The organism is Methylobacterium sp. J-048, from assembly GCF_022829515.1.
GTDB lineage: Bacteria > Pseudomonadota > Alphaproteobacteria > Rhizobiales > Beijerinckiaceae > Methylobacterium.
Genome location: NZ_JAKSYL010000056.1, coordinates 56,399 through 77,675, shown reverse-complemented (window position 1 = coordinate 77,675; position 21,277 = coordinate 56,399). Strand labels below are relative to the sequence as shown.

At 68.9% G+C, this 21,277-nt stretch carries 29 protein-coding genes; 23 read left to right on the top strand and 6 right to left on the bottom strand.

All coding sequences use genetic code 11. The features are described 5' to 3' along the window. Positions 1 to 29 precede the first annotated feature (29 nt). Genes MKL09_RS02935 through MKL09_RS02925 form a run of 3 tightly spaced genes read left to right on the top strand, consistent with a single transcriptional unit; the run spans position 30 to position 1,194 of the window. Positions 30 to 401 carry a hypothetical protein gene (locus tag MKL09_RS02935; protein ID WP_244017771.1) on the top strand — a complete coding sequence of 124 codons (372 nt, stop codon included), beginning with the start codon at positions 30 to 32 and terminating at the stop codon, positions 399 to 401. Beyond that, positions 398 to 892 carry a hypothetical protein gene (locus tag MKL09_RS02930; protein ID WP_244017769.1) on the top strand — a complete coding sequence of 165 codons (495 nt, stop codon included), beginning with the start codon at positions 398 to 400 and terminating at the stop codon, positions 890 to 892. The genes MKL09_RS02935 and MKL09_RS02930 overlap by 4 nt, the downstream gene beginning before the upstream one ends. Next, the gene (locus MKL09_RS02925) at positions 892 to 1,194 is read left to right on the top strand and encodes a hypothetical protein (RefSeq protein WP_244017767.1); all 303 of its coding nucleotides are present in this window, start codon (positions 892 to 894) and stop codon (positions 1,192 to 1,194) included. Before MKL09_RS02930 ends, MKL09_RS02925 begins: the two co-directional genes overlap by 1 nt. A 217-nt stretch (positions 1,195 to 1,411) precedes the next feature. On the opposite strand, the gene MKL09_RS02920 is transcribed toward MKL09_RS02925, so the two are convergent. After that, positions 1,412 to 1,735, bottom strand: coding sequence for a hypothetical protein (locus MKL09_RS02920; protein WP_244017765.1), 324 nt, complete (start codon positions 1,733 to 1,735; stop codon positions 1,412 to 1,414). A 482-nt stretch (positions 1,736 to 2,217) separates the two neighbouring features. On the opposite strand from MKL09_RS02920, the gene MKL09_RS02915 reads away from it, so the two are divergent. Next, complete coding sequence (locus tag MKL09_RS02915) at positions 2,218 to 2,439, top strand: hypothetical protein (RefSeq protein ID WP_244017763.1); 222 nt, start codon at positions 2,218 to 2,220, stop codon at positions 2,437 to 2,439. A gap of 28 nt (positions 2,440 to 2,467) precedes the next feature. On the opposite strand, the gene MKL09_RS02910 is transcribed toward MKL09_RS02915, so the two are convergent. After that, entirely contained in the window at positions 2,468 to 2,716 is a 249-nt protein-coding gene (locus MKL09_RS02910; RefSeq protein WP_244017761.1) for a PilZ domain-containing protein, read from the bottom strand. 195 nt (positions 2,717 to 2,911) lie between these two features. Here MKL09_RS02910 and MKL09_RS02905 point away from each other — a divergent pair, with 195 nt between their 5' ends. The 8 genes from MKL09_RS02905 (at position 2,912) to MKL09_RS02870 (ending at position 7,230) form a co-directional block, all read left to right on the top strand. After that, the gene (locus tag MKL09_RS02905; RefSeq protein WP_244017759.1) at positions 2,912 to 3,220 is read left to right on the top strand and encodes a hypothetical protein; all 309 of its coding nucleotides are present in this window, start codon (positions 2,912 to 2,914) and stop codon (positions 3,218 to 3,220) included. Next, positions 3,217 to 3,690, top strand: coding sequence for a hypothetical protein (locus MKL09_RS02900; protein WP_244017758.1), 474 nt, complete (start codon positions 3,217 to 3,219; stop codon positions 3,688 to 3,690). The genes MKL09_RS02905 and MKL09_RS02900 overlap by 4 nt, the downstream gene beginning before the upstream one ends. Further along, the gene (locus tag MKL09_RS02895; RefSeq protein WP_244017756.1) at positions 3,683 to 3,958 is read left to right on the top strand and encodes a hypothetical protein; all 276 of its coding nucleotides are present in this window, start codon (positions 3,683 to 3,685) and stop codon (positions 3,956 to 3,958) included. Before MKL09_RS02900 ends, MKL09_RS02895 begins: the two co-directional genes overlap by 8 nt. Beyond that, entirely contained in the window at positions 3,955 to 4,275 is a 321-nt protein-coding gene (locus tag MKL09_RS02890; RefSeq protein ID WP_244017754.1) for a hypothetical protein, read from the top strand. The genes MKL09_RS02895 and MKL09_RS02890 overlap by 4 nt, the downstream gene beginning before the upstream one ends. Further along, the gene (locus MKL09_RS02885) at positions 4,242 to 5,450 is read left to right on the top strand and encodes an integrase (protein ID WP_244017752.1); all 1,209 of its coding nucleotides are present in this window, start codon (positions 4,242 to 4,244) and stop codon (positions 5,448 to 5,450) included. Before MKL09_RS02890 ends, MKL09_RS02885 begins: the two co-directional genes overlap by 34 nt. Before the next feature lie 143 nt (positions 5,451 to 5,593). Beyond that, a complete protein-coding gene (locus MKL09_RS02880) occupies positions 5,594 to 6,004 on the top strand; it encodes a DUF2934 domain-containing protein (protein ID WP_244017751.1) in 411 nt (136 codons plus the stop codon). Positions 6,005 to 6,167: 163 nt separating this feature from the next. Next, positions 6,168 to 6,833 (top strand): HAD family hydrolase, encoded by a 666-nt coding sequence (locus MKL09_RS02875; RefSeq protein ID WP_244017750.1) that lies wholly within the window; start codon positions 6,168 to 6,170, stop codon positions 6,831 to 6,833. A 190-nt stretch (positions 6,834 to 7,023) separates the two neighbouring features. Next, positions 7,024 to 7,230, top strand: coding sequence for a hypothetical protein (locus MKL09_RS02870; protein ID WP_244017749.1), 207 nt, complete (start codon positions 7,024 to 7,026; stop codon positions 7,228 to 7,230). Positions 7,231 to 7,412: 182 nt separating this feature from the next. Here MKL09_RS02870 and MKL09_RS02865 read toward each other — a convergent pair whose 3' ends face one another. The 3 genes from MKL09_RS02865 to MKL09_RS02855 all read right to left on the bottom strand — a co-directional run bounded on the left by MKL09_RS02865 (position 7,413) and on the right by MKL09_RS02855 (position 8,852). Further along, positions 7,413 to 7,814: a hypothetical protein gene (locus MKL09_RS02865; protein ID WP_313901166.1), complete on the bottom strand. Its 402-nt coding sequence runs from the start codon at positions 7,812 to 7,814 to the stop codon at positions 7,413 to 7,415. Between the two features lie 37 nt (positions 7,815 to 7,851). Beyond that, positions 7,852 to 8,133, bottom strand: a complete 282-nt coding sequence (locus MKL09_RS02860; protein WP_244017748.1) for a hypothetical protein — start codon at positions 8,131 to 8,133, stop codon at positions 7,852 to 7,854. Between the two features lie 344 nt (positions 8,134 to 8,477). Beyond that, positions 8,478 to 8,852: a DUF6481 family protein gene (locus MKL09_RS02855; protein ID WP_244017747.1), complete on the bottom strand. Its 375-nt coding sequence runs from the start codon at positions 8,850 to 8,852 to the stop codon at positions 8,478 to 8,480. 369 nt (positions 8,853 to 9,221) lie between these two features. On the opposite strand from MKL09_RS02855, the gene MKL09_RS02850 reads away from it, so the two are divergent. From MKL09_RS02850 to MKL09_RS02800, 11 genes are all read left to right on the top strand, one after another. Beyond that, positions 9,222 to 9,701, top strand: coding sequence for an ureidoglycolate lyase (locus MKL09_RS02850; protein WP_244017746.1), 480 nt, complete (start codon positions 9,222 to 9,224; stop codon positions 9,699 to 9,701). A 69-nt stretch (positions 9,702 to 9,770) separates the two neighbouring features. Continuing rightward, positions 9,771 to 10,067, top strand: coding sequence for an AtzG-like protein (locus MKL09_RS02845; protein WP_409566894.1), 297 nt, complete (start codon positions 9,771 to 9,773; stop codon positions 10,065 to 10,067). Beyond that, positions 10,064 to 11,461, top strand: a complete 1,398-nt coding sequence (locus tag MKL09_RS02840) for an AtzE family amidohydrolase (RefSeq protein ID WP_244017745.1) — start codon at positions 10,064 to 10,066, stop codon at positions 11,459 to 11,461. The genes MKL09_RS02845 and MKL09_RS02840 overlap by 4 nt, the downstream gene beginning before the upstream one ends. Then, a complete protein-coding gene (gene hpxZ / locus MKL09_RS02835) occupies positions 11,461 to 11,844 on the top strand; it encodes an oxalurate catabolism protein HpxZ (RefSeq protein ID WP_244017744.1) in 384 nt (127 codons plus the stop codon). The genes MKL09_RS02840 and hpxZ overlap by 1 nt, the downstream gene beginning before the upstream one ends. Positions 11,845 to 11,947: 103 nt before the next feature. Next, the gene (locus MKL09_RS02830) at positions 11,948 to 13,570 is read left to right on the top strand and encodes an ABC transporter substrate-binding protein (protein ID WP_244017743.1); all 1,623 of its coding nucleotides are present in this window, start codon (positions 11,948 to 11,950) and stop codon (positions 13,568 to 13,570) included. A 200-nt stretch (positions 13,571 to 13,770) separates the two neighbouring features. Beyond that, positions 13,771 to 14,724: an ABC transporter permease gene (locus MKL09_RS02825; RefSeq protein ID WP_244017742.1), complete on the top strand. Its 954-nt coding sequence runs from the start codon at positions 13,771 to 13,773 to the stop codon at positions 14,722 to 14,724. A 14-nt stretch (positions 14,725 to 14,738) separates the two neighbouring features. Then, the gene (locus tag MKL09_RS02820) at positions 14,739 to 15,668 is read left to right on the top strand and encodes an ABC transporter permease (RefSeq protein WP_244017741.1); all 930 of its coding nucleotides are present in this window, start codon (positions 14,739 to 14,741) and stop codon (positions 15,666 to 15,668) included. Then, positions 15,665 to 16,720, top strand: a complete 1,056-nt coding sequence (locus tag MKL09_RS02815) for an ABC transporter ATP-binding protein (protein WP_244017740.1) — start codon at positions 15,665 to 15,667, stop codon at positions 16,718 to 16,720. Before MKL09_RS02820 ends, MKL09_RS02815 begins: the two co-directional genes overlap by 4 nt. 8 nt (positions 16,721 to 16,728) lie before the next feature. Beyond that, entirely contained in the window at positions 16,729 to 17,754 is a 1,026-nt protein-coding gene (locus MKL09_RS02810; protein WP_244017886.1) for an ABC transporter ATP-binding protein, read from the top strand. A gap of 100 nt (positions 17,755 to 17,854) precedes the next feature. Next, positions 17,855 to 19,102 (top strand): hypothetical protein, encoded by a 1,248-nt coding sequence (locus tag MKL09_RS02805; RefSeq protein WP_244017739.1) that lies wholly within the window; start codon positions 17,855 to 17,857, stop codon positions 19,100 to 19,102. Between the two features lie 13 nt (positions 19,103 to 19,115). Next, positions 19,116 to 19,742 carry a hypothetical protein gene (locus MKL09_RS02800; RefSeq protein WP_244017738.1) on the top strand — a complete coding sequence of 209 codons (627 nt, stop codon included), beginning with the start codon at positions 19,116 to 19,118 and terminating at the stop codon, positions 19,740 to 19,742. Between the two features lie 21 nt (positions 19,743 to 19,763). Here MKL09_RS02800 and MKL09_RS02795 read toward each other — a convergent pair whose 3' ends face one another. After that, positions 19,764 to 21,245 (bottom strand): PLP-dependent aminotransferase family protein, encoded by a 1,482-nt coding sequence (locus MKL09_RS02795; RefSeq protein ID WP_244017736.1) that lies wholly within the window; start codon positions 21,243 to 21,245, stop codon positions 19,764 to 19,766. Positions 21,246 to 21,277: the final 32 nt, after the last annotated feature.

The window sequence follows — 21,277 nt, the reverse complement described above, 5'->3', positions numbered from 1 at the left end:
CCCGCCGATCCCGCTCCGGAGGCCTCCGCGTGAACCGTCCCGCCGCCTTCTTCGGCGAGCTCGTCGACCTGCGCTTCCACAAGGCCGACCGGACGCTCCGGGTCGAAGTCGTCCTGCCGATCCAGGAGTTCGATGCGTTCCGGGCCCGCATCGGCTTCCCGCCGGCCGCCGCCGGGCATGGCGTGGGTGAGGCCGCGCCCGCGCTGGCGCTCCTGCCGTGCCGGACCGTGCGGCACCCGGACCGGGAGACCGACGCGCTGGCCGACGCCGCGCTGTGGCTCCTGGAGGCCCTGATCGAGTCCGGGGATCTCCGCTTCGATGTCCGCCGTGCCCGCCGCGTCGAGGCGCTCGCCAACGCCGTCCCCTTCCAGCCCCTGCGCGTGGAGATCGAACCCGCATGAGCGCCACCGCATCACGCTCGGCCGAGTTGCTGGAGCAGATCGCCGCAACGCTGAAGGTCCCTGTCGAAACCTTTTCGGCGCCTCCAAGTGCGCCCAAGACTTCGGCGACGCTCACACCCCACCGCCAGGTCTTGACGGCCGCCCTCGACGCAGCGCGCCGAGATCTCCCGACACGCGATCCGGGCGACGTCGCCGCCATGACGCTGCACATGGGGATCGACGCCCAGGAGGCGATCCTGCTGGGCGTCGCCGACATGCTCGACCACGGGGTCGCCGGCGGCGAGATCCGGGAGGCCATCGCGGCGGCCCTCGGCAACGCCGTTATGTCGCACGCCATGTCGTTCATGGCCGGCGATCGCACCGCAGCCGCGGCTGAGGCCACGGCTCTGATGATCGGGATCTCCACCTTCCTGCGGGATGCCTTCGGCCGGGCGGATCTGGATCGGTTCGTCACGCGCTCGGCGGCGCCGGTGCGGATGGGACAAGCCTGATGGCCTGGTCCGCGCGCAAGCATCCCATCAGCGGCGTACCGTACGCGGTCCTGCGGGAACGCGAGCGGGCCATGCGCCAGAAGAGCGGCGCCACGCTGGCCACCATCGCCGCCGACGTCGGCGTGACGGAGGCCTGCGTCTCCAAGTGGGTCAGCGACCTGCCCCAGCACGCGGCGATCATTCGAGCCAACAACCGGGCTCGGGCCGAACGCCGTCGGCTCTATCCAGCCGACACGCACCGCTACGTGGTGAAGCTGATCCATAACGGTGTCCCGGTGGCCGAGCGTGTCAGCCTCGCGTAGGCCGAGCATATGCGCCTCGCCCAGCAGGCGACGCTATGACCGGCCGCTCCGCCCCGCTCGCCCTCGCCATGGCGCTTCTCATCCTGTTGATCGTCGGGGCGATCGGGCTGATCCCGATACTCGATGATGAGCTGCGACGGGAGACAGCGCGGCGGGCGGCCAACGGCAACGCGAAGCGAGATCAAGCGGCGGGGAGGCGGGTCCGATGAGCGTAGCGTCAATGGGGATCGCCTGCTCCGCGGGTCGTCGAGCGCCCTGCTTCAAGGAGGGCGCGCACCTTCCGAGCGGCCATCAGAACGATGTCGGGGCGCGCCATATCGGCAGGTGTCTCGGAAACGAAGCGCTGCAACGCGCTCGTGATGTGAGCCTCGATCTCGTTCATCAACACGAGACCGGCCGGCCCCTCTCGTTTCAGGTGAGCGTCGGCGAGGGTGAGATAAGCGGCACTGGCAAGAAGGAACGCGACACCGTTGGCTTCCTGTACCGGATCCGACACCCACTCGATGCCACATTCGTAGTCGTCCGGGACATCATCGCCCATCCGTTCTCGCTCCTCAGCCGATCGTGGGATTGCCACGGCGCAGCTTGTGCGGTGCACGTAATAGGTGAAACCGCCCGACGTTTACGCCTTTCGGGTATTGCCCTTGGGCTGATCAGGCCGATTGGCCCAGGAGCGCATTCCCAGAGCCGTTGCGCAAAGGGGTACGGTGAGGGCGTTCCGGCGATCCTAGACGAGCACGTCGACGACGCGACTCACGGCGGCGTTCACGTTCTGGGGTGCTGGCGGCGGAGCCTGCTCCTGGACTGCGACAGACACGGTTTGCTTGTCGTCGAGCGGCATCCCTGTGCGTACTGCCTGAAGTTGCGCGGCACGGATCATGGCATAGTAGTTGTCTGTCGATACGCTAACCATGTTGCGCGCCTCCACCTACAGCGAGCATTGCCTTCTCTGATTAAAGGTTGGTTAAAGAGCGGACTAGACAGGTTCCGTTGCGATAGATCTTTGTTCAGGACTTGGCGCTGATGGTTTCCATCCAGCAAAGATCCGACACCCTCGCCGCTGCGCTCCCCCGGGAGATGGTCCGCGTCACCAAGATCGCCGGCCAGTACCGCCAGGTCGAGAATGGCTTCATCGCCGCCGCCCTGATGGAAGCCGCGGTCGAGCGCGGTCAGCAAGCGATCGAGTCCGGCGACTTAACCGCGATGATCCGGGCCTACCACGACCTGAAAGGGTTCGAGCTGTGAACGCGCGGTCTTCGATGCACCATCCGCTTCAGGCCCCAACGAAGGCAACGCCGAGCTCGGTTTCCTTGCGCCATACGACTCGCGCTGACCGGCGCTCTGCCGCCGCCCCGAATGACAGAACGAACTCATCGGGGACACCGATCACGCTCACAACCAGAAGACGCGCACCACCGTCGGATAGGTTGCGGATGGTACAGTCGATGGCGCCCCCACCAGCGATCTCGATGTGGCCTTCAAGGAGCGTTCGTCTGCGCGGTGAAGCCCGCCTATCATCCATCGCTGTAGCCTCCAGGATCAACCCTGGACGATGCACTAAGTCCGTAAACGCTTGGTTTGCCGGGTATTTGAGTGCTGAAAGCTCACACGACACTGTGATCGGCTGGCAGTTGCTCGCCCCAATTGCCGGGCTCGACAACGACGGTGTGGCATGACCTCGCGCGCTCCGAACCCCCTGCCACCACCGACCATGCGCGTGCGAGCTGACGCGGCGATCGCCGCCCGCGCCTTGCGCGCCGCCATCGCCGATCCGTCCACCATGGGCGAGCGTCAGGTTGCGCACGTTGATTTGTCCCGCCCCCGCCGCGGCGAGTGGTGGGAAACCTGGGCGAACCTGCCCGGCTTCGTCCGCGTGAACGGGCCCAAGGGCTACTACTGGCACCGCTGCCTGCCCGGCTGGAACTACACCCGCGCCGAGATCGTGCCGGAGATGATCCCGGACCTCGAACTGCTGGCGGAGCGCGGCGTGCGGCCGTCCGAAGACACCAGCGAGCGGGCGGCATGAGCGCATCGAGCAAGCACCATCGGTCCACCCCGACCGAGATCCTCTACTCGCTCTGGCTCACCTTCAGCCAGGACGGCAACGTCCGCCTCAACCGCGAGTCGCCGCGGCTGTCGCCCGACGAGCGCGCCATGCGCGTCGAGGTCCGGTTGCCGAAGGCGCTGTGGAACATCCCGCAGCTGTCGGCCGAGATCACCGTCCCGGAGCTGACCGCGGATCTGATCGAGGTCCTCGGCATGCCGAACTTTCGGACCGGTCCGATGGCGCATGCGTTTCGCAACGCCGGCCGCGCCGAGATCCGGAGCAAATGCGAGGACGAGCAGGCCTTCATCCTGCACTGGCTGGTGACACTCGTCCTGGAGCACGGGACGGACTGGCGCCGGCATGCCGGTGAGACTTTGACGGCCGTGATCGCCGAAGCGAAGGCCAAGAGGGAGCGGGGGCTCGACGCAACGAGCGCGCTCGATGGCTGAGGAGACTGAGATCGTCCAGGTCTACGTCACCTCGCACATCCTGGCCGATGGCGTGATCGAGGCCGTCTGGGCCGAGGTCACGGACGACTGCTGCCGGATCAGCGACGACGGTGGGTACCGCTACCTGGCCGGGGAGGGGGCCAACTGGCATCGTACCCGGTGGGCGGCCGAGAACTATGCCCGACAGCGCCAAGCGAAATACCTCCAGCAGCTGCGCTCCGAGATCGAGCGGATCGAGGGCTATCGCTTCGGGAGGCTTGGAAGGTGATAAAGCCCCGCACGACGAGATCCGCCCGGCCGGCCCTGACCTTCGACGACCTACCGCTGTTCGCAGCCGACCGCGACATCGCCGAAGCTGTCGTCGGCCCGGACGAGGACGACAAGCGTAAGTGGTGCGCGAGCGTGGCGAGCCTGGAGGCCTGCGGCTTCCCCCGCCAGACCGCTCTCTATGGCAAGCGCTACACGCCGGCCGTTCGAGCTTTCTACGATCGGCAGTATGGTCCGGCAGCGAAGGCACCTGCCGACTCGGGGGCGCATCAGGAAGCGGTGGGATGGACAAGCCCTCGATCAAGGCGCCGGGCCTGAAGTTTCGGCCGCGCAGTGGGAGCTGGGCGGCGTACTGGGTCCCGTCGCCCGAGGCCGTCCGCCGAGGCTACCCGAGCGGGTCCGCCACCCTCACGCAGTACATCGCCGCGCCCGAGATGCTCGTCGACGCCTGCAACCGCCTGCAGAGCGACATGCTGGCCTGGCTCGATGGTCTACGGCGAGATCCGCTCGCCTTCGACGGGACCATCGGCGGCGTGCTTCGGATCTACCAGAAGCACGAGGACTCGCCGTTCCACGCGCTGAAGCCCGGTTCGCGCAAGCCGTACGTTGTCTACCTGCGCCTGCTAGAGCAGGAGGTCGGCGATCATCGCATCGAGGGGCTGACGGGGCTTCAGGTGAAGCGCTGGCACTCCGGGTGGGCGCAGGAAGGCGCCCGGCCCGCAGCGGCGAAGATGCGGATCGCGGTGCTGAAGGCGGCGCTCACGTTCTGCATCGTCGCCGGTCATCGCAGCTGCCGGGCGTTGCGCGATGACATCTCCGAGCTGCGCTTGCCCGCCATCCGCTCCCGGAGCCTCGTGGCAACCGCAGACCAGGTCCGCCAGGCGATCGCCGCCGCCCACACGCTCGGCCGCCCCTCGCTGGCGCTCTGCTATGCTGTTCAGTTCGAGACGGCGCTCCGCCAGTGGGACGCTGCCGGCCAATGGTACCCGATCGAGGACGCGATCCTCTGCCCGGTCGTCCATGGCAGGCACAAATGGGCCGGCCTGGAGTGGCGCCACATCAGCGAGGACCTGGTGCTGCGCTACGTGCCCTCGAAGACGAAGGAGAAGACGGGTGTCGAGGTCGTCATCGACCTGCGGCTCTGCCCGATGGTGCTCGACGAGCTCGCGCGAGTGCCGGGTGACGCGCGCTCCGGACCGCTGATCGTCAACGAGGTCACGGGCCTGCCGTACACCGACCCCCAGTTCAACTGGACCTGGAAGAAGGTGCGTCTCCAGGCCGGGCTGCCAACGGAGCTGTGGAGCCGAGATCTCCGTGCCTCCGCGGTCACCGAGGGCCGGGGAGGGGGCGCCCAGACGGACGACGCGGCGAAGGTTGCCGGTCACACCCGCCCGCGGACCACCGCCGACATCTACGACCGGGAGCGCCTCGAAGCGCACCGCCGGTTCGCGACAGCTCGCCTCGGCCGACGGGGTCCGAAGCCGACAGTTTGAACGGTTCAGGAACAGCGCAAGGAACGACCGAGGAATGCCTAAAAAAAACGTAAATAAATCAGCACCTTGAAAATCACACGGTTAACCGGCCTTTAACCCTACGCTCGCATCGTCGATCTCAGGACGGACAGGAGATTGGACGCATGCAGATCAGCGAGCAGCACGTGCGCGAATGCGCCTATTACATCTGGGAGAAGGAAGGCCGGATCCACGGTCATGCCGTCGCCCACTGGATGCGTGCCGAGGCCGAGCTGCGCGCCGGCGTGGTGCTCGCGGACGGCATGACCGTCGAGGCCAAGCCGGCCGCCGTGAAGGCAGCCCCCAAGGTCGCGGCTGCGAAGTCGGCCGCACCCAAGGCCGCCGCCAAGACCGTGGCTCCGAAGGCTCCGGCCAAGGTCGCCGCTCCCAAGGCCGCTGCGGCGAAGACCGTGACCCCCAAGGTTGCGCTGGCCAAGCCGGTCGCCGCGAAGACCGCCAAGGCTTCGAAGGCCGCCGTCACGGCCGGCCTCGCCGCCAAGGCCAAGCCGGCCCGCGCCCCGGCCTCAATGCACTGAGCCGACGGCGCCTCGCGGCACCATCACGGTTCCTTCAGGAGCCCGCCCCTTCACCGAGGGGCGGGCTCCTGCCGTTTCCGCCCGGCAAAAGCCCGGAACAGGCCGCCCCCGCCATCGTTGTTCGGCCGGATGCGTACGCCGTGCGCCGCAAAAGGGGCCCGTGATGCGCGCCGTGATCTTCGACATCGACGGGACGCTGCTCGACAGCGTCGACCTGCATGCCCGCGCCTGGGTCGAGGCCTTCGCGCATTTCGGCGTCGAGACCGACGAAACGAAGGTCCGCAGCCAGATCGGAAAGGGCGGCGACGAGCTGATGCCGGTGTTTCTGCCGGCCGAGCGCATCAAGCGCGAGGGCAAGGAGATCGAGAGCTTCCGCTCCGACCTGTTCAAGACGAAGTACCTGCCCGAGGTCCGGCCGTTCCCGGCGGTCCGGCCGCTGTTCGAGCGGATCCGCGAGGCCGGACTGAAAATCGCCTTGGCGTCCTCCGGTAAGGGCCCCGAGGTCGAGCGCTACCAAGAGATCCTGGGGATCGCCGATCTCGTCGATGTCGTCACCAGCTCGGACGACGCGGATCGTTCGAAGCCGCATCCCGACATCTTCGAGGCCGCTGCGAAGAAGCTCGAAGGCCTCGCCAAGACCGATATGATCGTGATCGGCGACACGCCCTACGATGCCGAAGCCGCCTCGAAGGCAGGCCTGCGCACCGTCGGCGTGCTCTGCGGCGGCTTTCCGGAGGCCGATCTCGCGGGCGCAGGCTGCATCGCGATCTTTCGCGACCCGCAGGATCTGCTCGACGGATTCGATCGTTCGCCGCTGGCGGCAGGCTGACTAACGACAAAAGCAAGCGGATTCCGCAGCGCCGCTGCATCCCTCCACGGTTTCCCGCGCGCGGTGTTGCAATGCGGTAACGGAGCCCGATGCCGGCTACGTAAAAGTGCGATTGGGGCTGGCGCGGTGCGACCGGAAGGCGTAGCCACCCGGCCGCCATCTGGAACGTCTCCAAGCACGAGCGCAGCGCATGCAACAGACTCACCAGGCCAGCCCCGCACCGCGTTTCGTGCCGGTGGCCAAGCCTTTGGCGGACCAGATCGCCGAAGCGATCGAATGCCGGTCCACCCCGCTCAGCCAGTTGCTGCGGCTGATGTCCGCCCTGAACGCGGAGGGCGGCAACGAGGTGCTCCGCCACAAGCTGCGCGCTCGGATCGGCGCCCCCCTGGATTCCTGAGCGAGCACGACACGGCAAAGCGTGAAAGCGCATTCCGACGAAGCAGCATCCGGTTCGTCGGAACAATGCGCACACGATAAAGACCTGGAGTCCGCGACCTGATGCAATCGGGTCGGATCCGGCTCTAAAACGTCATTCCAAACGGCGGTGCCGGCGTTCGGAATGATGCACGACTCAAAATCCTAGTGCCGCCGATGCCGATGATGCTTCCGTTTCGCAGCATGTCCCTGCGGTTGCGCCGCGGCCTGCGTCGTCCGGGCCATGCAGGCGAAGTAGATCTGCCGGCCGATATCCTCGAGTTCCAGTCCTTGCGGATTGGGTGCGGAGAACACCTTGGCTCGGGCCTCGTTTCGGCAGGCCGCGTCTTCCGGGCTGCGGATCGGCGGCTCGGCCCGGGCCGGCTCGCCTCCCAGGAACACTGCGAGGATAACAGCCGATACCGATGCGACGACCTGCGTCCTGGCCTGGATACTCAACATACCGGAGCGTATTCCCGTTTGGACCGATCCGCCGAGATAGGGCGGATCGCCCTGCCGTGAAGCTTCGTCAGACTGCTGGTTTCGATTGGAATTCGGCTCTGACACGCGCCGATCTCAACAGAACCGGCCGGTGTTCAGGGCCTCACGGCACGACCCAGAGGCAGCGGCCCGCACCCGCGACCGTCATGCACTCATAGGGCGCACCGCCGATCAGCGCCCGCTGCTCCACGGTGCCGATATCGGCCCGCGAAATCCGGCGGCATCCGGCCTCCGGCGTCTCGCGGGCCGGGCCGGTCGCGGCATCGATCCGGCGCGTGGCGATCAGCGAGTCGCAGGCCGTAACGGTCGCTCGATCCTGCGCCGCGGCTGAGCCGGCCCCCGCAAGACCGATCGCCAGCGCCGCCAACATGGTTCGAGACTGCATCGCTTCCTCGCCAGTCAAACCCGGTACTTGAAGGGGAACCGCACATGCCGCGATCCTGTGCGTCGGCAGCGGCGCTCAACACGCATCGCCGGGCGATGGTTGCGAGCACCGGTTTCCACCGAGTCGCCGTGCCGCAGGTTGCTCGACCGCTTCATTCCTCAGGCAGCACGATTGCGAGCTGGATGATCTCCTAAAAGCACTGCCGCGCTTCTCGGCCTCTGTCGTCTATCCGACGTACGGATGACGATGCGGATCGCGGAGCTTGAAACAAATGCGCCGCCCGCCCCGGGGGCGGACGGCGTTCGAATGCGTTACCGGGTACGCGCCGTCATCGGCGCGGCGTCTCAGCGCTTGGCTTTGGCCTTGCGGGCCGCGTAGCGCGCGTCGCGCTCGGCCTTCTTCTGTGCGAGTTCGGCAGACTTCCGCTCCTGCGCGGCGGCGAGTTCGGCGGCTTCGCGGGCGAGCCGAGCGGCCAGCTCGGTTTCCTCGCGGATGCGCTTCTCTTCGGCGGCCTTCCGCTCGGCGGCGATCCGGGCCGCCTCGCGCTCGCGGGCGCGATCCTCTCGGGCCTGGACGATCTCCGCGCGGGCCTTGGCCTTGGCGACAACCTCCGGGTCGTCCGCAGGCGGGCGGGCCTTGAACTTGGCCAGCAGGGCAGCCTTGGCACTCTGGGAATGCTGACGGCGATCGTCGAAATTCCGGTAGTCGAATGCGCTCATTTGACCTTTCTCGGTTGTGTACGTCACGCGTTTCGCGGGGACATCCGGCTACGCCGGACACGTACTGATACTACGGGCTCCGCTGCCGTCCCCGGGCCCCGGAACCGCACCGATCCATCGGCGCTGCCGATGGTCCGACCCGAGCGCTCGGCTCGCGCAAGAGCGCTCGGGTCGGACCATATCTGAAAAAACGCGACAGCCCTTAGACCCAGTGGCCCTCGGGACGCAATCGGGTCTGTGTGCGGAGACGGCCGATGCGGCGACAATCCACGTCGAATCTGTAAATCGGATTGCCCGTCGATACCGAAAAGCCTCAGTTCGACGATCTCGGGCCGAAAATCGTCAATCACCGGACTGCGAGGAGCCGCGATGCGCGCGATACCGATCATCGACATCTCGTCCGAGGCCTTCGCGTCCTACGGCGACGTGTTGGACGCGCCCGGTCCATCGCCGCGCCGGGACCAGGCCGGGCAGATCCATAACACCCGGCCGACCGCCCGGGCGAACCTCGCTCTGGTGCGGAGCGATCCGGTCCGGCAATTGATGCCGCTCTGCCGTCTGGAGCAGCATCCGCATTCAAGCCAGGCTTTCCTGCCGCTCTCCGTCGAGGCCTACGTCGTGGTCGTGGCACCGGACCGCGACGGCAGCCCGGACGAGGCCCGAATCCAGGCTTTCCGTGTCCCGGGCCATGTCGGCATCAATTATCGTGCGGGAACGTGGCACGCCCACATGATGACCCTGCAAGCCCCGGGTGTCTTCGCGATGCTGGTCCATGAGGACGGCACAGAGGCGGATTGCCGCTTCGCATCGATCGCGGCGCTGGCGATCGACCTTCCGGAAAGTGCCTAAACCAGCGCCAATCGATTGGATGGCCTGGAACCGCTCTGAAGAGCGGCGAAATCTGCTCACGAATTAAGCATGGTGGATGCCGTATTTCACCGGGCGGCTGATCGCGTCCGGCACGATGCCTGCTATCGGGAACACCGGCTGGCCGACCTGATGGCCGGCGCGAGGACCGCGATGCCCGAGACGCCCCCTCCGTTCGATCCGGATGCCTACGCAGCTTTGGCCGCGCCGCTTCTGGGCCTGGCGATCGAGCCGGACTGGATGCCGCCGATTACCGCGAACCTCCGGGTTCTCGCTGCGGCGGCCGAACTCGTGGCGGGCTTCGCGCTCCCCGACGAGGTCGAGGCGGCGCCGAGGTTCGAGGCATGAGCGCGGCCGCCATCCTCGACGCCGCATCCATCGCCACCGCGATCGCGGAGCGCCGTGCCAGCGCCCGCGCGACCGTCGCCGATGCCCTCGACCGGATCGACCGGATCGACGGCCGCGTCGGCGCCTTCACGGACGTGCTGACCGATCGGGCGCTGGCCCGGGCCAACGCGCTCGATGCCGCGATCGGCCGGGGCGAGCCGGTCGGCCCGCTCGCCGGGGTGCCGTTCGCGGTGAAGAACCTGATCGACGTCGCCGGCTTGCCGACCCGGGCCGGCTCGAAGATCAACCGGGACCGCCCGCCGGCCGGGCGCGACGGCACGGTGGTGCGACGCCTGGAGGCAGCCGGGGCGATCCTGGTCGGCGCGCTCAACATGGGCGAGTACGCCTACGACTTCACCGGCGAGAACGTCCACGACGGCGACGCCCACAATCCCCACGCCCTCGACCACATGACCGGCGGCTCCTCCGGGGGCTCGGGGGCGGCGCTGGCGGCCGGGCTGGTGCCGCTGACGCTCGGCTCCGACACCAACGGCTCGATCCGGGTGCCGTCGGCCTTCTGCGGCTGCTTCGGGCTCAAGCCGACCTACGGGCGGATCAGCCGGGCCGGCAGCTTTCCGTTCGTCGGGAGCCTCGACCATCTCGGGCCGATGGCCCGGAGCGTGACCGACCTCGCCCTGGCCTATGACGCGATGCAACGCCCCGACTCGGAGGATCCGGTCGCCACCACCCGGACGCCCGAGCCCGCCGCCCCGGGCCTCGAATCCGGGATCGGCGGCCTGCGCATCGCCGTGGCGGGCGGCTACTTCGCCCGCAGCGGAGACCGGGAAGCCTTCGCCGCGGTGGCGCGCGTCGCCGAAGCGCTCGGGGCGAGCCGCACGGTCGAGTTCCCGGAGGCCCATCGCGCCCGGGCTGCGGCCTACCTGATCACCGCGGCCGAGGGCGCAGCGCTCCACCTCGACCGCCTGCGCACCCGGCCGCGGGATTTCGACCCGGCGGTGCGGGACCGGCTGATCGCCGGGGCGATGATTCCGGCGCCGTTCGTCGAGCGCGCCCAGCGCTTCCGGCGCTGGTATCGCAACGCGGTGCTCGAGCTGTTCGGCAGCGTCGACGTGATCCTGGCGCCGGCCACGCCGTGCCGGGCGCCGAAGGGCGGCCAGACCCACTTCGTCCTCGACGGCGTGACCCTGCCGGTGCGGGCCAATATCGGCCTGTTCACCCAGCCGATCTCGTTCATCGGCCTGCCGGTGGTGGCCGTGCCGGTGCGGCTCGATGCCGGGCTGCCGCTCGGCGTCCAGGTCATCGCCGCGCCCTGGCGCGAAGACCTCGCCCTGCGCGTGGCGCGCCAGCTCGAGCGGGACGGGATCTGCACGGCCCCGGTGGCGGAGCTGTCCTGATGATCATCGACGATCCCGCCGTGAAGGCCGAGGTCGAGGCCGCGTTCCGGGCCTACGAGATCGCGCTCACCACCAACGATGTCGCCACCCTGGAGGCCCTGTTCCGGGACGATCCCAGGACCATCCGGTACGGGGCCGGGGAGAATCTCTACGGCATGGACGCGATCCGGGCCTTCCGGCGCGCCCGCTCGACGGTGGGCCTGGAGCGGGTGCTGGCCCGGACGGTGATCACCACCTACGGGCGCGATTTCGCCACCGCGATGACGCTGTTCACCCGGGACAACGCCCCCGGCAAGACCGGCCGCCAGAGCCAGACCTGGGTGCGCTTTCCCGAGGGCTGGCGGGTGGTGGCCGCACATGTGAGCGTCATCGACGCCGGGTAAGCGCAGGACCGTGCATGGACCCGAGCCGGTTGGCCGCGGGCTTGCATACGGTCGATGGCATTCCGGGTCCCAGGCCCGGACCAGAGCGAGTATCCGAACCGATATGCTGTCTCGTCTGAAAACTCTTGGCGCCCGTGCGGCGCTGGCCGGCGCCCTCGTGCTCTCCGCGAGCACCGCCGCCCTCGCGCAGGGTACGCTGCGGATCGGCATGACCGCATCCGACATCCCGCTGACCACCGGCCAGACCGACAATGGCGGCGAGGGCATGCGGTTTCTCGGCTATACGGTCTATGACGGCCTCATTAACTGGGACCTGTCGAGCGCCGAGCTCGCCTCCGACCTCGTGCCAGGCCTCGCCAGCAGCTGGGCGGTCGACGCGGCCGACAAGACCAAGTGGACCTTCAAGCTCCGGCCGGGGGTAAAATTCCACGACGGCTCCGACTTCACCGCCGACGCCGTGGTGTGGAACCTCGACAAGCTTTTGAAGTCCGACGCGCCGCAATACGACCCGCGCCAATCCGCGCAGGGCAAGACCCGCATCCCGGCCGTCGCCTCCTACAAGGTGATCGACCCGCTGACCGTCGAGATCGTCACCAAGGCCCCCGACGCGACGCTGCCCTATCAGATCGCCTGGATCATGATGTCTTCCCCCGCGCAGTGGGAGAAGGTCGGCAAGTCCTGGGACGCCTTCGCCAAGCAGCCCTCCGGCACCGGCCCATGGAAGCTGACCCTGTTCGCCCCGCGCGAGCGCGCCGAGATGGTGCCGTTCAAGGAGTACTGGGACACGAACCGAGTGCCGAAGCTCGACAAGCTCGTGCTGGTGCCGCTGCCCGAGGCCAACGCCCGGGTCGCGGCGCTCCGCTCCGGCCAGGTCGACTGGATCGAGGCCCCCGCGCCCGACGCCGTGGCCTCGCTCAAGGGCGCCGGCTTCACCATCGTGACCAACGCCTATCCGCATAACTGGACCTGGCACCTGTCCCGGGTCGAGGGCTCGCCCTGGAACGATATCCGGGTGCGCAAGGCCGCCAACCTCGCCATCGACCGCGACGGGCTGAAGGAGCTGCTCGGCGGCCTCGCGATCCCGGCCAAAGGCTTCATGCCGCCGGGCCATCAATGGTTCGGCCACCCGACCTTCGACGTAAAGTTCGATCCGGACGCCGCCAAGAAGCTGATGGCCGAGGCCGGCTACAGCCCGGCCAAGCCCCTGAAGCTGAAGGTCGCGATCTCGGCCTCGGGCTCCGGCCAGATGCAGCCTCTGCCGATGAACGAGTTCGTCCAGCAGAACCTCGCCGAGGTCGGCATCCAGGTCGACTACGAGGTGGTCGAATGGAACACGCTGATCAACATCTGGCGGGCCGGCGCCAAGGCGGACATCTCCCGCGGCGTCTCGGCGATCAACTACTCGTACTTCATCCAGGACCCGTTCACCGGCTTCATCCGACATCTACAGAGCAACTTCGCCCCGCCGAACGGCACCAACTGGGGCTATTACAGCGACCCGGCGATGGACAAGCTGTTCGACCAGGTCCGCAATACCTTCGAGAAGGCTGAGCAGACCCAGGTTCTGGAGAAGGTCCACGAGAAGTTCGTGGACGATGCGTTGTTCATCATGATTACGCACGACGTGAACCCGCGGGCGATGAGCCCGAAGGTGAAGGGCTTCGTCCAGGCCCAAAACTGGTTCCAAGACTTCTCGAAGATCACCATCGCGACGGCGGGGCGGTAGCGCCGTCGTTTCCCTCCCCCCTCTGCGGGGGAGGGTACCTGCGCAGCAGGGGGGAGAGGGGCAGCGCGACGATGCGGGTTTCGGCTCCCGGCACGCCTTTTCCGCACGCGTTGCTCCCCTCTCCCGACCCCTGCTGACGCAGGGGTCACCCTCCTCCGCAGAGGGGGGAGGGACTTTCATCGGCCACGGCAAGGCATGCGATGCTGATCTACATCCTCAAACGCCTGGTCTACGTGACACCCGTGGCGTTCGGCGTCAGCCTGGTCTGCTTCCTGCTGGTCCACCTCGCACCAGGCGACGCCCTGAGCGCGGTGCTGCCGGCGGACGCGACCCAGGAGACCATCAACGAGATGAAGGCGGCCTACGGCTTCGATAAGCCGCTGCCGGTCCAGTACCTGATCTGGCTGTGGCACGTTCTGCACGGTGATCTCGGCACCTCCATCGCCACCGGCCGGCCGGTGCTGGGCGAGGTCACCCGCGCGGTCATCAACTCGCTGATCCTCGCCTCCGTCGCCACCGTGATCGGCTTCACCTTCGGGACGCTGTTCGGCTTCGTGGCCGGGTATCACCGCAACTCCGTGGCCGACCGGGCGGCGTCCGCGCTCTCGGTCTTCGGCGTGAGCGTGCCGCATTACTGGCTCGGCATGATCCTGGTGATCGTGTTCTCGGCGACACTCGGCTGGCTGCCGCCCACCGGCGCCGGGCCCGATGGCTCCGGCAACTGGCGGCCCGATTTCGACCATCTGCGCTACCTGATCCTGCCGGCGGTGACGATGTCGGTAATCCCCACCGGCATCATCGCCCGCACCGTCCGCGCCCTGGTGGCTGACATCCTGGCCCAGGACTTCGTCGAGGCCCTGCGCGCCAAGGGCATGGACGAGTTCGGCGTGTTCAAGCACGTGGTGCGCAATGCCGCCCCGACCGCTTTGGCGATCATGGGCCTCCAGCTCGGCTACCTCCTCGGCGGCTCGATCCTGGTCGAGACCGTGTTCGCCTGGCCCGGCACCGGCTTCCTCCTCAACGCCGCGATCTTCCAGCGCGACCTGCCGCTGCTCCAGGGCTCGATCCTGGTTTTGGCGATGTTCTTCGTCGTCCTGAACCTGCTGGTCGACGTGATGCAGACCGCCCTCGACCCGCGCATCGAACGCGCCTGACCCGGAGGCCGATGATGACCGCTCCGATCACCGCCACCTCCATGGCCCTCGACGGCGGCGTGCTCTCCACCGGGGACGCCGCCCCGGAGGCCGCCTTCGTCCCGTCCCGCGGCTTCTGGGGCCATGTCGGCCACCGGCTGGTGCGCGATCCCGTGGCCATGGGCGCCGGGGCCGTGATCCTGCTCGTGGTGCTGATCGCGATCCTGTCGCCCTGGATCACCCCGATGGACCCGTACAAGGGGTCGATGCTGCGCCGGCTCAAGCATGTCGGGGACGCCACCTACTGGCTGGGTTCCGACGAGCTCGGGCGCGACATGATCAGCCGGCTGATGCTGGGCTCGCGCCTGTCGCTGTTCATCGGGGTCACGCCGGTGCTGATCGCCTTCGTGATCGGCTCCGGCATCGGCATCCTGGCCGGCTATGTCGGCGGCTGGACCAACACGATCCTGATGCGCACCATCGACGTCTTTTTTGCATTTCCCTCCGTGCTGCTGGCGATCGCGCTGTCGGGGGCGCTGGGCGCCGGCATCTTCAACTCGATCGTGTCGCTGACCTGCGTGTTCGTGCCCCAGATCGCCCGGGTCGCCGAGAGCGTCACCACCGGCATCCGCAGGCGCGACTACATCGACGCGGCGAAGCTCTCCGGCGCCTCGCCGCTGACGATCATGCGGGTGCAGGTGCTCGGCAACGTCGTCGGACCGATCTTCGTCTACGCCACCAGCCTGATCTCGGTCTCGATGATCCTGGCCTCGGGCCTGTCGTTCCTGGGCCTCGGCGTGCGCCCGCCGGAGCCGGAATGGGGCCTGATGCTCAACACCCTGCGCACCGCGATCTACGCCAACCCGGTCGTCGCGGCCCTGCCAGGGGTGTGCATCTTCGTCGTCTCGATCGCCTTCAACATGTTCTCGGACGGCCTGCGTGCCGCCATGGAGATTCGCCAGTGAGCGTCATCCCGGACGCTCCCGACCCGTTCGCCCAGGACCGCGGCGGACCGGCCCAGCCGCTCCTGTCGGTCTCGGGCTTGATGAAGCACTTCCCGGTCCGCAAGGCCGGAGGCAAGAAGCAGGTGGTGCGCGCCGTCGACGGCGTCGATTTCGACGTGCTGAAGGGCGAGACCCTGGGTATCGTCGGCGAATCCGGCTGCGGCAAGTCCACCACCGCCAAGCTGCTCATGGGCCTGATCGAGCGCGACTCCGGGTCCCTGCTGTACGACGGGCAAGCCGTGGGCGAGCGGGTGATGCCGTGGCGGTCCTACCGCCGCCAGGTCCAGATGGTGTTCCAGGACAGCTACGCGTCGCTCAATCCGCGCATGACCGTGGAGCAGTCGATCGCCTTCGGTCCCAAGGTCAACGGCGTGCCCAGCCGCGAGGCGGTGGAGCGCGCCCGCGCCCTGCTGGCCCGGGTCGGCCTGGAGCCGAAGCGCTTCGCCGGCCGCTACCCGCACGAGATCTCCGGCGGCCAGCGCCAGCGGGTCAACATCGCCCGCTCGCTCGCCCTGGAGCCGCGGCTGGTGCTGCTCGACGAGGCGGTCTCGGCGCTGGACAAGTCCGTGGAAGCGCAGGTGCTCAACCTCCTCCTCGACCTCAAGGCCGAGTTCGGCCTGACCTACATCTTCATCAGCCACGACCTGAACGTCGTGCGGTTCATTTCCGACCGGGTGATGGTGATGTATCTCGGCCGGGTCTCGGAGATCGGCCCGTCCGATACGGTGCTCGATGCGCCGGCCCATCCTTATACCGAGGCGTTGCTGGCCTCGATGCCGTCGCTCGATCCGGACAACCGCACGCAGGCCGCGCTGCTGCAGGGCGACCCGCCGAACCCGATCGACCCGCCCTCCGGCTGCCGGTTCCATCCCCGCTGCACGCTGGCCGAGCCGGTCTGCAGCGAGACGGAGCCGCCCCTCGACACGGTCGGGCCGCTGCACCGGGTTTCGTGCCTCGCCCGCCAGCCGGGCTCCGGCCATTCCGCCGCCCCGGCCCGGGCGCTCGCGGCATGAGCGCCCCGATGTCGAACCCGGAACCCGCCGTCACCCTCGGGAACCTGCGCGTCGCCTTCGGCAAGGTGCAGGTCGTCGACGGCGTCGACCTCACCGTTGAGCGCGGTCAGGCGATGGCGCTCATCGGCGAATCCGGCTCGGGCAAGAGCGTGACCCTGCGGGCGATCCTGCGGCTGTTCCACGAGGGGCGCAGCCGGATCGAGGGCACGATCCTGGCGGCCGGCCGGGACGTGCAGGCGCTGAGCAAGCGACAGCTCGCGGATTTCCGCGGCGGCGACGTCTCGATGATCTTCCAGGAGCCGCTGCTCGCCTTCGACCCGGTCTACACGGTCGGCCGGCAGATCACCGAGGCGATCCACCGCCACGAGAAGATCTCGAAGGAGGACGCCCGCAAGCGCGCGCTCGCCCTGTTCGAGCGGGTGCGGATCCCGAGCCCGGAGCGGCGGCTCGACAACTACCCTCACGAGATGTCGGGCGGCATGCGCCAGCGCGCGATGATCGCCCTCGCGCTCGCCTGCCGCCCGCAGGTGCTGCTCGCCGACGAGCCGACCACCGCCCTCGACGCGACGGTGCAGATCCAGGTGCTCCTGCTCCTGCGCGAATTGCAGCGCGACCTCGGCCTGTCGATCATCATCGTGACCCATGATCTCGGCGCGGCGGTCGAGGTCGCCGACCGGATCGCCGTGATGTACGCGGGCAAGATCGTCGAGACCGGGACCGCGCATCAGGTCGTGCTCGACCCGCACCACCCCTACACGATCGGCCTGCTGCGCAGCCGGGCGGAAGGCGCGCTGGCGAAGGGCTCGCGGCTCCAGACCATCCCGGGCAGCCCGCCGGACCTCGCCAACCGGCCGCCGGGATGCCCGTTCGCGCCGCGCTGCTTCCTGGCCGAGGAGCAGTGCCGCCGGGAGATGCCGCCGGTGGCCGAGATCACGCCCGGTCACAAGGTCGCCTGCTGGCGGACCGAGGAGGCCGCGGCGGCCTACCGGGCCGGGCCGACGCCCGTGCGCGCGGCCGAGTTGGTCCCAGCCTGAACCGGGGCCGGGGATCGACGCATCCGCGCGAAGGCTTTATCCGGCTTCGCGCGGCGTTCAGGCGGCGGATACCCGTGCGACCGGCCGCCCGAGCATCGCGATGAGCCAAGCATCCCCCGAGATCGTCCTGGTTCAACGCGGGGAGGCCGGCCATTTCCTGGCGGCGGCGCTCGGCTGGATGGGCAAGCGCATCACCGTCACCGCCCGTCCCGGCGAGGCCAACCACATCCTGTGCCTGCCGGTTCTCGACTTCGTGCGCCTCGGCTTCCCGGAGGCGAACGGGCGGCTGGACCTCCTCGAGCCCGGTGATGTCGAGAACCTGCGCTCCGGCCGGGCGGCGCTGCTGCTCGATCTGTCGAACGAGGGGCCGGGCCTGCACGCCCCGACCTTCGAGGCCCTGCACCGCAACCTCGAAGTCCTCGGGATCCCGCGGGACCGGGTCACCCTGGTCACCCAGAACCGGCTGCTGCGGCTGGACTACGAGCGGCTCTACGGCGAGGGCCTGCGGTTCTGGATCTTCGAGTTCTTCCCGCTCCAGGTCGCCCTCTGGCTCGATGCCGAGGCCGGCCCGAGACTGTTCCCCGAGCATCCCCTCGACCGGACCGGTTACGCGCCGTTGGCTCAGGGCTCCGGCCCGGCCCGGTTCCTCTGCCAGAACGCGGCCCTGCGCTGGCACCGGGTGCTGCTCTACCGCTGGTTCCAGCTCAACGGCCTCGACCGCGACGGCCTGATCTCGTTCCACGGGATCGGCTCGGACAACCCGAAGGCGGGCGGGATCGACGTGTTCCACGCCCCGCCGGAGATCACTGACGCTTTCGGGCCGCTGCTAGCCGATATCAGCGCCTGGATCCCCCGGCAGGCCAAGCGGCTCGATGCCCCGGCGCCGGGCGGCGACATGGTGTTGACGCTCGACGCGCAGGCCTATGGGGCTTGCGACCTGACCATCATCTCCGAGACCGATTTTTTCGAGCTGGGCGTCGAGCGCATCACGGAAAAGTCGCTGAAGGCCGCCGCCATGGGGCTGCCGTTCGTGATGGTGGGCGCGCCGCGGGCCGTCGCGCTGCTGTCGGAACTCGGCTTCCACACCTTCGGCAGCCTGATCGACCACCATTACGACCGGATCGCCGCCCCGATCGAGCGCCTGCCGCAGGTGTTCCGGTCGATCGAGGCGGCGTGGACCGATTGCCAGCGCGATCGCGCCGCCTGGCAGCGCCGGGCGCGCGAGCAGGCCGAGGCGAATGTCGCCCACGCACGGCACGGCTTGCTGCGGCAGCTCGATCGGGTGATGGTCGCGCCTCTGGTGGAGCGGCTCGCCCGGTTCATGGAAACGGGCACGCTGGTGCACTGACCCGCGCTCCGCCGTGATACCCGGAATCCCGACCGCGCCCCTGCGCTGCACCGAATGCGACCGCGGCCATTACGTGGCGGTGCGGTTCTGCCCGTTCTGCGGCGCCGCGCAGGTGCGGCCGAAAGCCGAACCGCCGGCTCCTCCACCACCACCGCCGGACGTTCACGAGCCGCCCCCGGTCGACACGCCTCCGGAGCCCACGCCGCCCTCGGCGCCTCCAACCGCGGCGCCGCCGCCACCGCCGGCCGAGCCGGACCCGGTGCCCCCGGGGGCGGTCTGGACCGTGAGCCCGGTCCCGCGCCGCCGCAAAAGCTCAGTTCGGCCCCGTCAGGTGGTGCTGGCGCTCGCGGCGATCGGCGCTCTAGCGGGGCTCGCGCTGGCGCGCCGCGAGGTGATCCCGGCGCCGACGCGGATCGAGGTCGGGCCGGCCTGGACCGCGGTGGCGCTGAAATCTTTTCGGAACGCCACGTCGCTGCGCATCACCGCGGAGGGCGTGATCAGCCTGCGCCTCGACGGCGAGCGGGTGCAGCGCGTCAGCCCGTCGAGCGGCGCGACGGTGCGGCCAAAGACGCTGCGAAGCCTGGAACTGCGCTCCGGTCGAGGCGCCGTCACCGTGACGCTGACCCCACGGGCCGAGTGACGAAAGGCGGATCGAACGACCTCAACCGTCAGGTCTCAGGGTCTCGGCCATGCGGCACACAGCCGGCTCGATCGCCCGCTCGGGAACCGCGGCATAGCCGAGCAGAAGTCCGGGCTCCGGCGGGCCGGCATGATAGGCCGAGAGCGGCACCGCCGAGATCCCGGCGCGGCCGAGGCACGCGGCGGCTTCGGCATCGCCGAGCGCTGCGCCCCAGGCCGAACCGGGGCGTGCGATCAGGTGCATTCCGCCCTCCATCGGGGCGAGCGCGATCACATCGGCTGCATGGCGGCGTGCGGCTTCGACCAAGGCTTCCTGGCGTAGGGCGTAAAGCCGCCGGGTCCGGCGCAGATGGCCGGCGAGATGGCCGTCCTCGATGAACCGGGCCAGCGCCCACTGGCCGATGCCCGGGGGCGCCGGTCCGGTCTCTGCCAGCGCCTGGTTCACCGGTGCCACGAGGCCCCGGGGCAGGACCAGATAGCTGAGGCCGAGTGCCGGCAGCAGCAGCTTGGAAAAGCTGCCGACATAGATCACCCGTCCGCCGCGATCCAAAGTCCGCAGCGGCGCCAGCGGTCGCCCGGTATAGCGGTAAGCGCCGTCGTAATCGTCCTCGACGATCCAGCCGGAGACGGCCTCCGCCCAGGCCAGGAGATTGAGCCGGTTCTCCAGGCTCATAGTGTGGCCCAGCGGATAGTGCTGGGCCGGCGTCACGACGGCGAGCCGGGCATCTCGCGGAAACGGCCCGGCACCGGCCACCGACAGCCCGCCGGGGCCGATCGGGATCGGGACCGGATGCAGGCCGGCGCTCGCCAAGGCCAGGGCGATCCCAGGAAATCCCGGCTCCTCGACCAGCGCGCGTTCCCCGGGATCGAGCAGCAATTCGGCCAGCAGACGCAGGCTCTGACGGATGCCCGCCGTGACGATCACGTCGTCAGCCTCGCAGGTCACGCCCCGGGCTTGCGACAGATACGCGGCGATGGCCGCCCGGAGCGCCGGCGAACCGCGCGGATCGAGCCGCTCCGCCGGACCATGGCGCCATTCGGCCTGGAGCAGGCGTGCCCAAACGGCGAACGGGAAGGCGTCCTGCGCCGGTCGCCCGAGTGCGAACGCGTCGGGCACACCCGGACCGGCCATGTACGGCCGAGCCGGCGCCGCCAGGAGGCAGACTCCCCGGCGCGACAGGATCGGCGCAGCCGCATCCGCTTTGGGCTCGGCCGTGGTCGATCGTGGGAGGCTGTCATCCGGCAGGGTCGCGGCGACGCGCGTGGCCGACCCCGTTCGCGTCGTGAGGTAGCCCTCGGCGATGAGCTGCTCCAGGGCGAGCACCACCGTGCCGCGCGCGCAGCCGAGATCGGCCGCCATCACCCGGGAGGCCGGCAGCCGCGCCCCGCGCGGCAGGCGCCGGTCGAGGATCGTTGCACGCAGGCCCTCGCGCAGCTGAGCGTGCAGCGGCATCGGTAAAGCAGGATCGAGGCTGACCGGCAGCGGCAGCGGGTCCCGGGCCATGGCGGAAAGTGGTCCAGTCGCATTTCGGAAAC

Bases quoted from the DNA above. Each gene is read 5' to 3' on its own strand.
- MKL09_RS02930 (WP_244017769.1), top strand. From the start codon at position 398: ATGAGCGCCACCGCATCACGCTCGGCCGAGTTGCTGGAGCAGATCGCC.
- MKL09_RS02925 (WP_244017767.1), top strand. From the start codon at position 892: ATGGCCTGGTCCGCGCGCAAGCATCCCATCAGCGGCGTACCGTACGCG.
- MKL09_RS02920 (WP_244017765.1), bottom strand. From the start codon at position 1,735: ATGGGCGATGATGTCCCGGACGACTACGAATGTGGCATCGAGTGGGTG.
- MKL09_RS02915 (WP_244017763.1), top strand. From the start codon at position 2,218: ATGGTTTCCATCCAGCAAAGATCCGACACCCTCGCCGCTGCGCTCCCC.
- MKL09_RS02910 (WP_244017761.1), bottom strand. From the start codon at position 2,716: ATGGATGATAGGCGGGCTTCACCGCGCAGACGAACGCTCCTTGAAGGC.
- MKL09_RS02900 (WP_244017758.1), top strand. From the start codon at position 3,217: ATGAGCGCATCGAGCAAGCACCATCGGTCCACCCCGACCGAGATCCTC.
- MKL09_RS02895 (WP_244017756.1), top strand. From the start codon at position 3,683: ATGGCTGAGGAGACTGAGATCGTCCAGGTCTACGTCACCTCGCACATC.
- MKL09_RS02885 (WP_244017752.1), top strand. From the start codon at position 4,242: ATGGACAAGCCCTCGATCAAGGCGCCGGGCCTGAAGTTTCGGCCGCGC.
- MKL09_RS02880 (WP_244017751.1), top strand. From the start codon at position 5,594: ATGCAGATCAGCGAGCAGCACGTGCGCGAATGCGCCTATTACATCTGG.
- MKL09_RS02875 (WP_244017750.1), top strand. From the start codon at position 6,168: ATGCGCGCCGTGATCTTCGACATCGACGGGACGCTGCTCGACAGCGTC.
- MKL09_RS02870 (WP_244017749.1), top strand. From the start codon at position 7,024: ATGCAACAGACTCACCAGGCCAGCCCCGCACCGCGTTTCGTGCCGGTG.
- MKL09_RS02860 (WP_244017748.1), bottom strand. From the start codon at position 8,133: ATGCAGTCTCGAACCATGTTGGCGGCGCTGGCGATCGGTCTTGCGGGG.
- MKL09_RS02855 (WP_244017747.1), bottom strand. From the start codon at position 8,852: ATGAGCGCATTCGACTACCGGAATTTCGACGATCGCCGTCAGCATTCC.
- MKL09_RS02850 (WP_244017746.1), top strand. From the start codon at position 9,222: ATGCGCGCGATACCGATCATCGACATCTCGTCCGAGGCCTTCGCGTCC.
- MKL09_RS02845 (WP_409566894.1), top strand. From the start codon at position 9,771: ATGGTGGATGCCGTATTTCACCGGGCGGCTGATCGCGTCCGGCACGAT.
- MKL09_RS02840 (WP_244017745.1), top strand. From the start codon at position 10,064: ATGAGCGCGGCCGCCATCCTCGACGCCGCATCCATCGCCACCGCGATC.
- hpxZ (WP_244017744.1), top strand. From the start codon at position 11,461: ATGATCATCGACGATCCCGCCGTGAAGGCCGAGGTCGAGGCCGCGTTC.
- MKL09_RS02830 (WP_244017743.1), top strand. From the start codon at position 11,948: ATGCTGTCTCGTCTGAAAACTCTTGGCGCCCGTGCGGCGCTGGCCGGC.
- MKL09_RS02825 (WP_244017742.1), top strand. From the start codon at position 13,771: ATGCTGATCTACATCCTCAAACGCCTGGTCTACGTGACACCCGTGGCG.
- MKL09_RS02820 (WP_244017741.1), top strand. From the start codon at position 14,739: ATGACCGCTCCGATCACCGCCACCTCCATGGCCCTCGACGGCGGCGTG.
- MKL09_RS02810 (WP_244017886.1), top strand. From the start codon at position 16,729: ATGTCGAACCCGGAACCCGCCGTCACCCTCGGGAACCTGCGCGTCGCC.
- MKL09_RS02805 (WP_244017739.1), top strand. From the start codon at position 17,855: ATGAGCCAAGCATCCCCCGAGATCGTCCTGGTTCAACGCGGGGAGGCC.
- MKL09_RS02795 (WP_244017736.1), bottom strand. From the start codon at position 21,245: ATGGCCCGGGACCCGCTGCCGCTGCCGGTCAGCCTCGATCCTGCTTTA.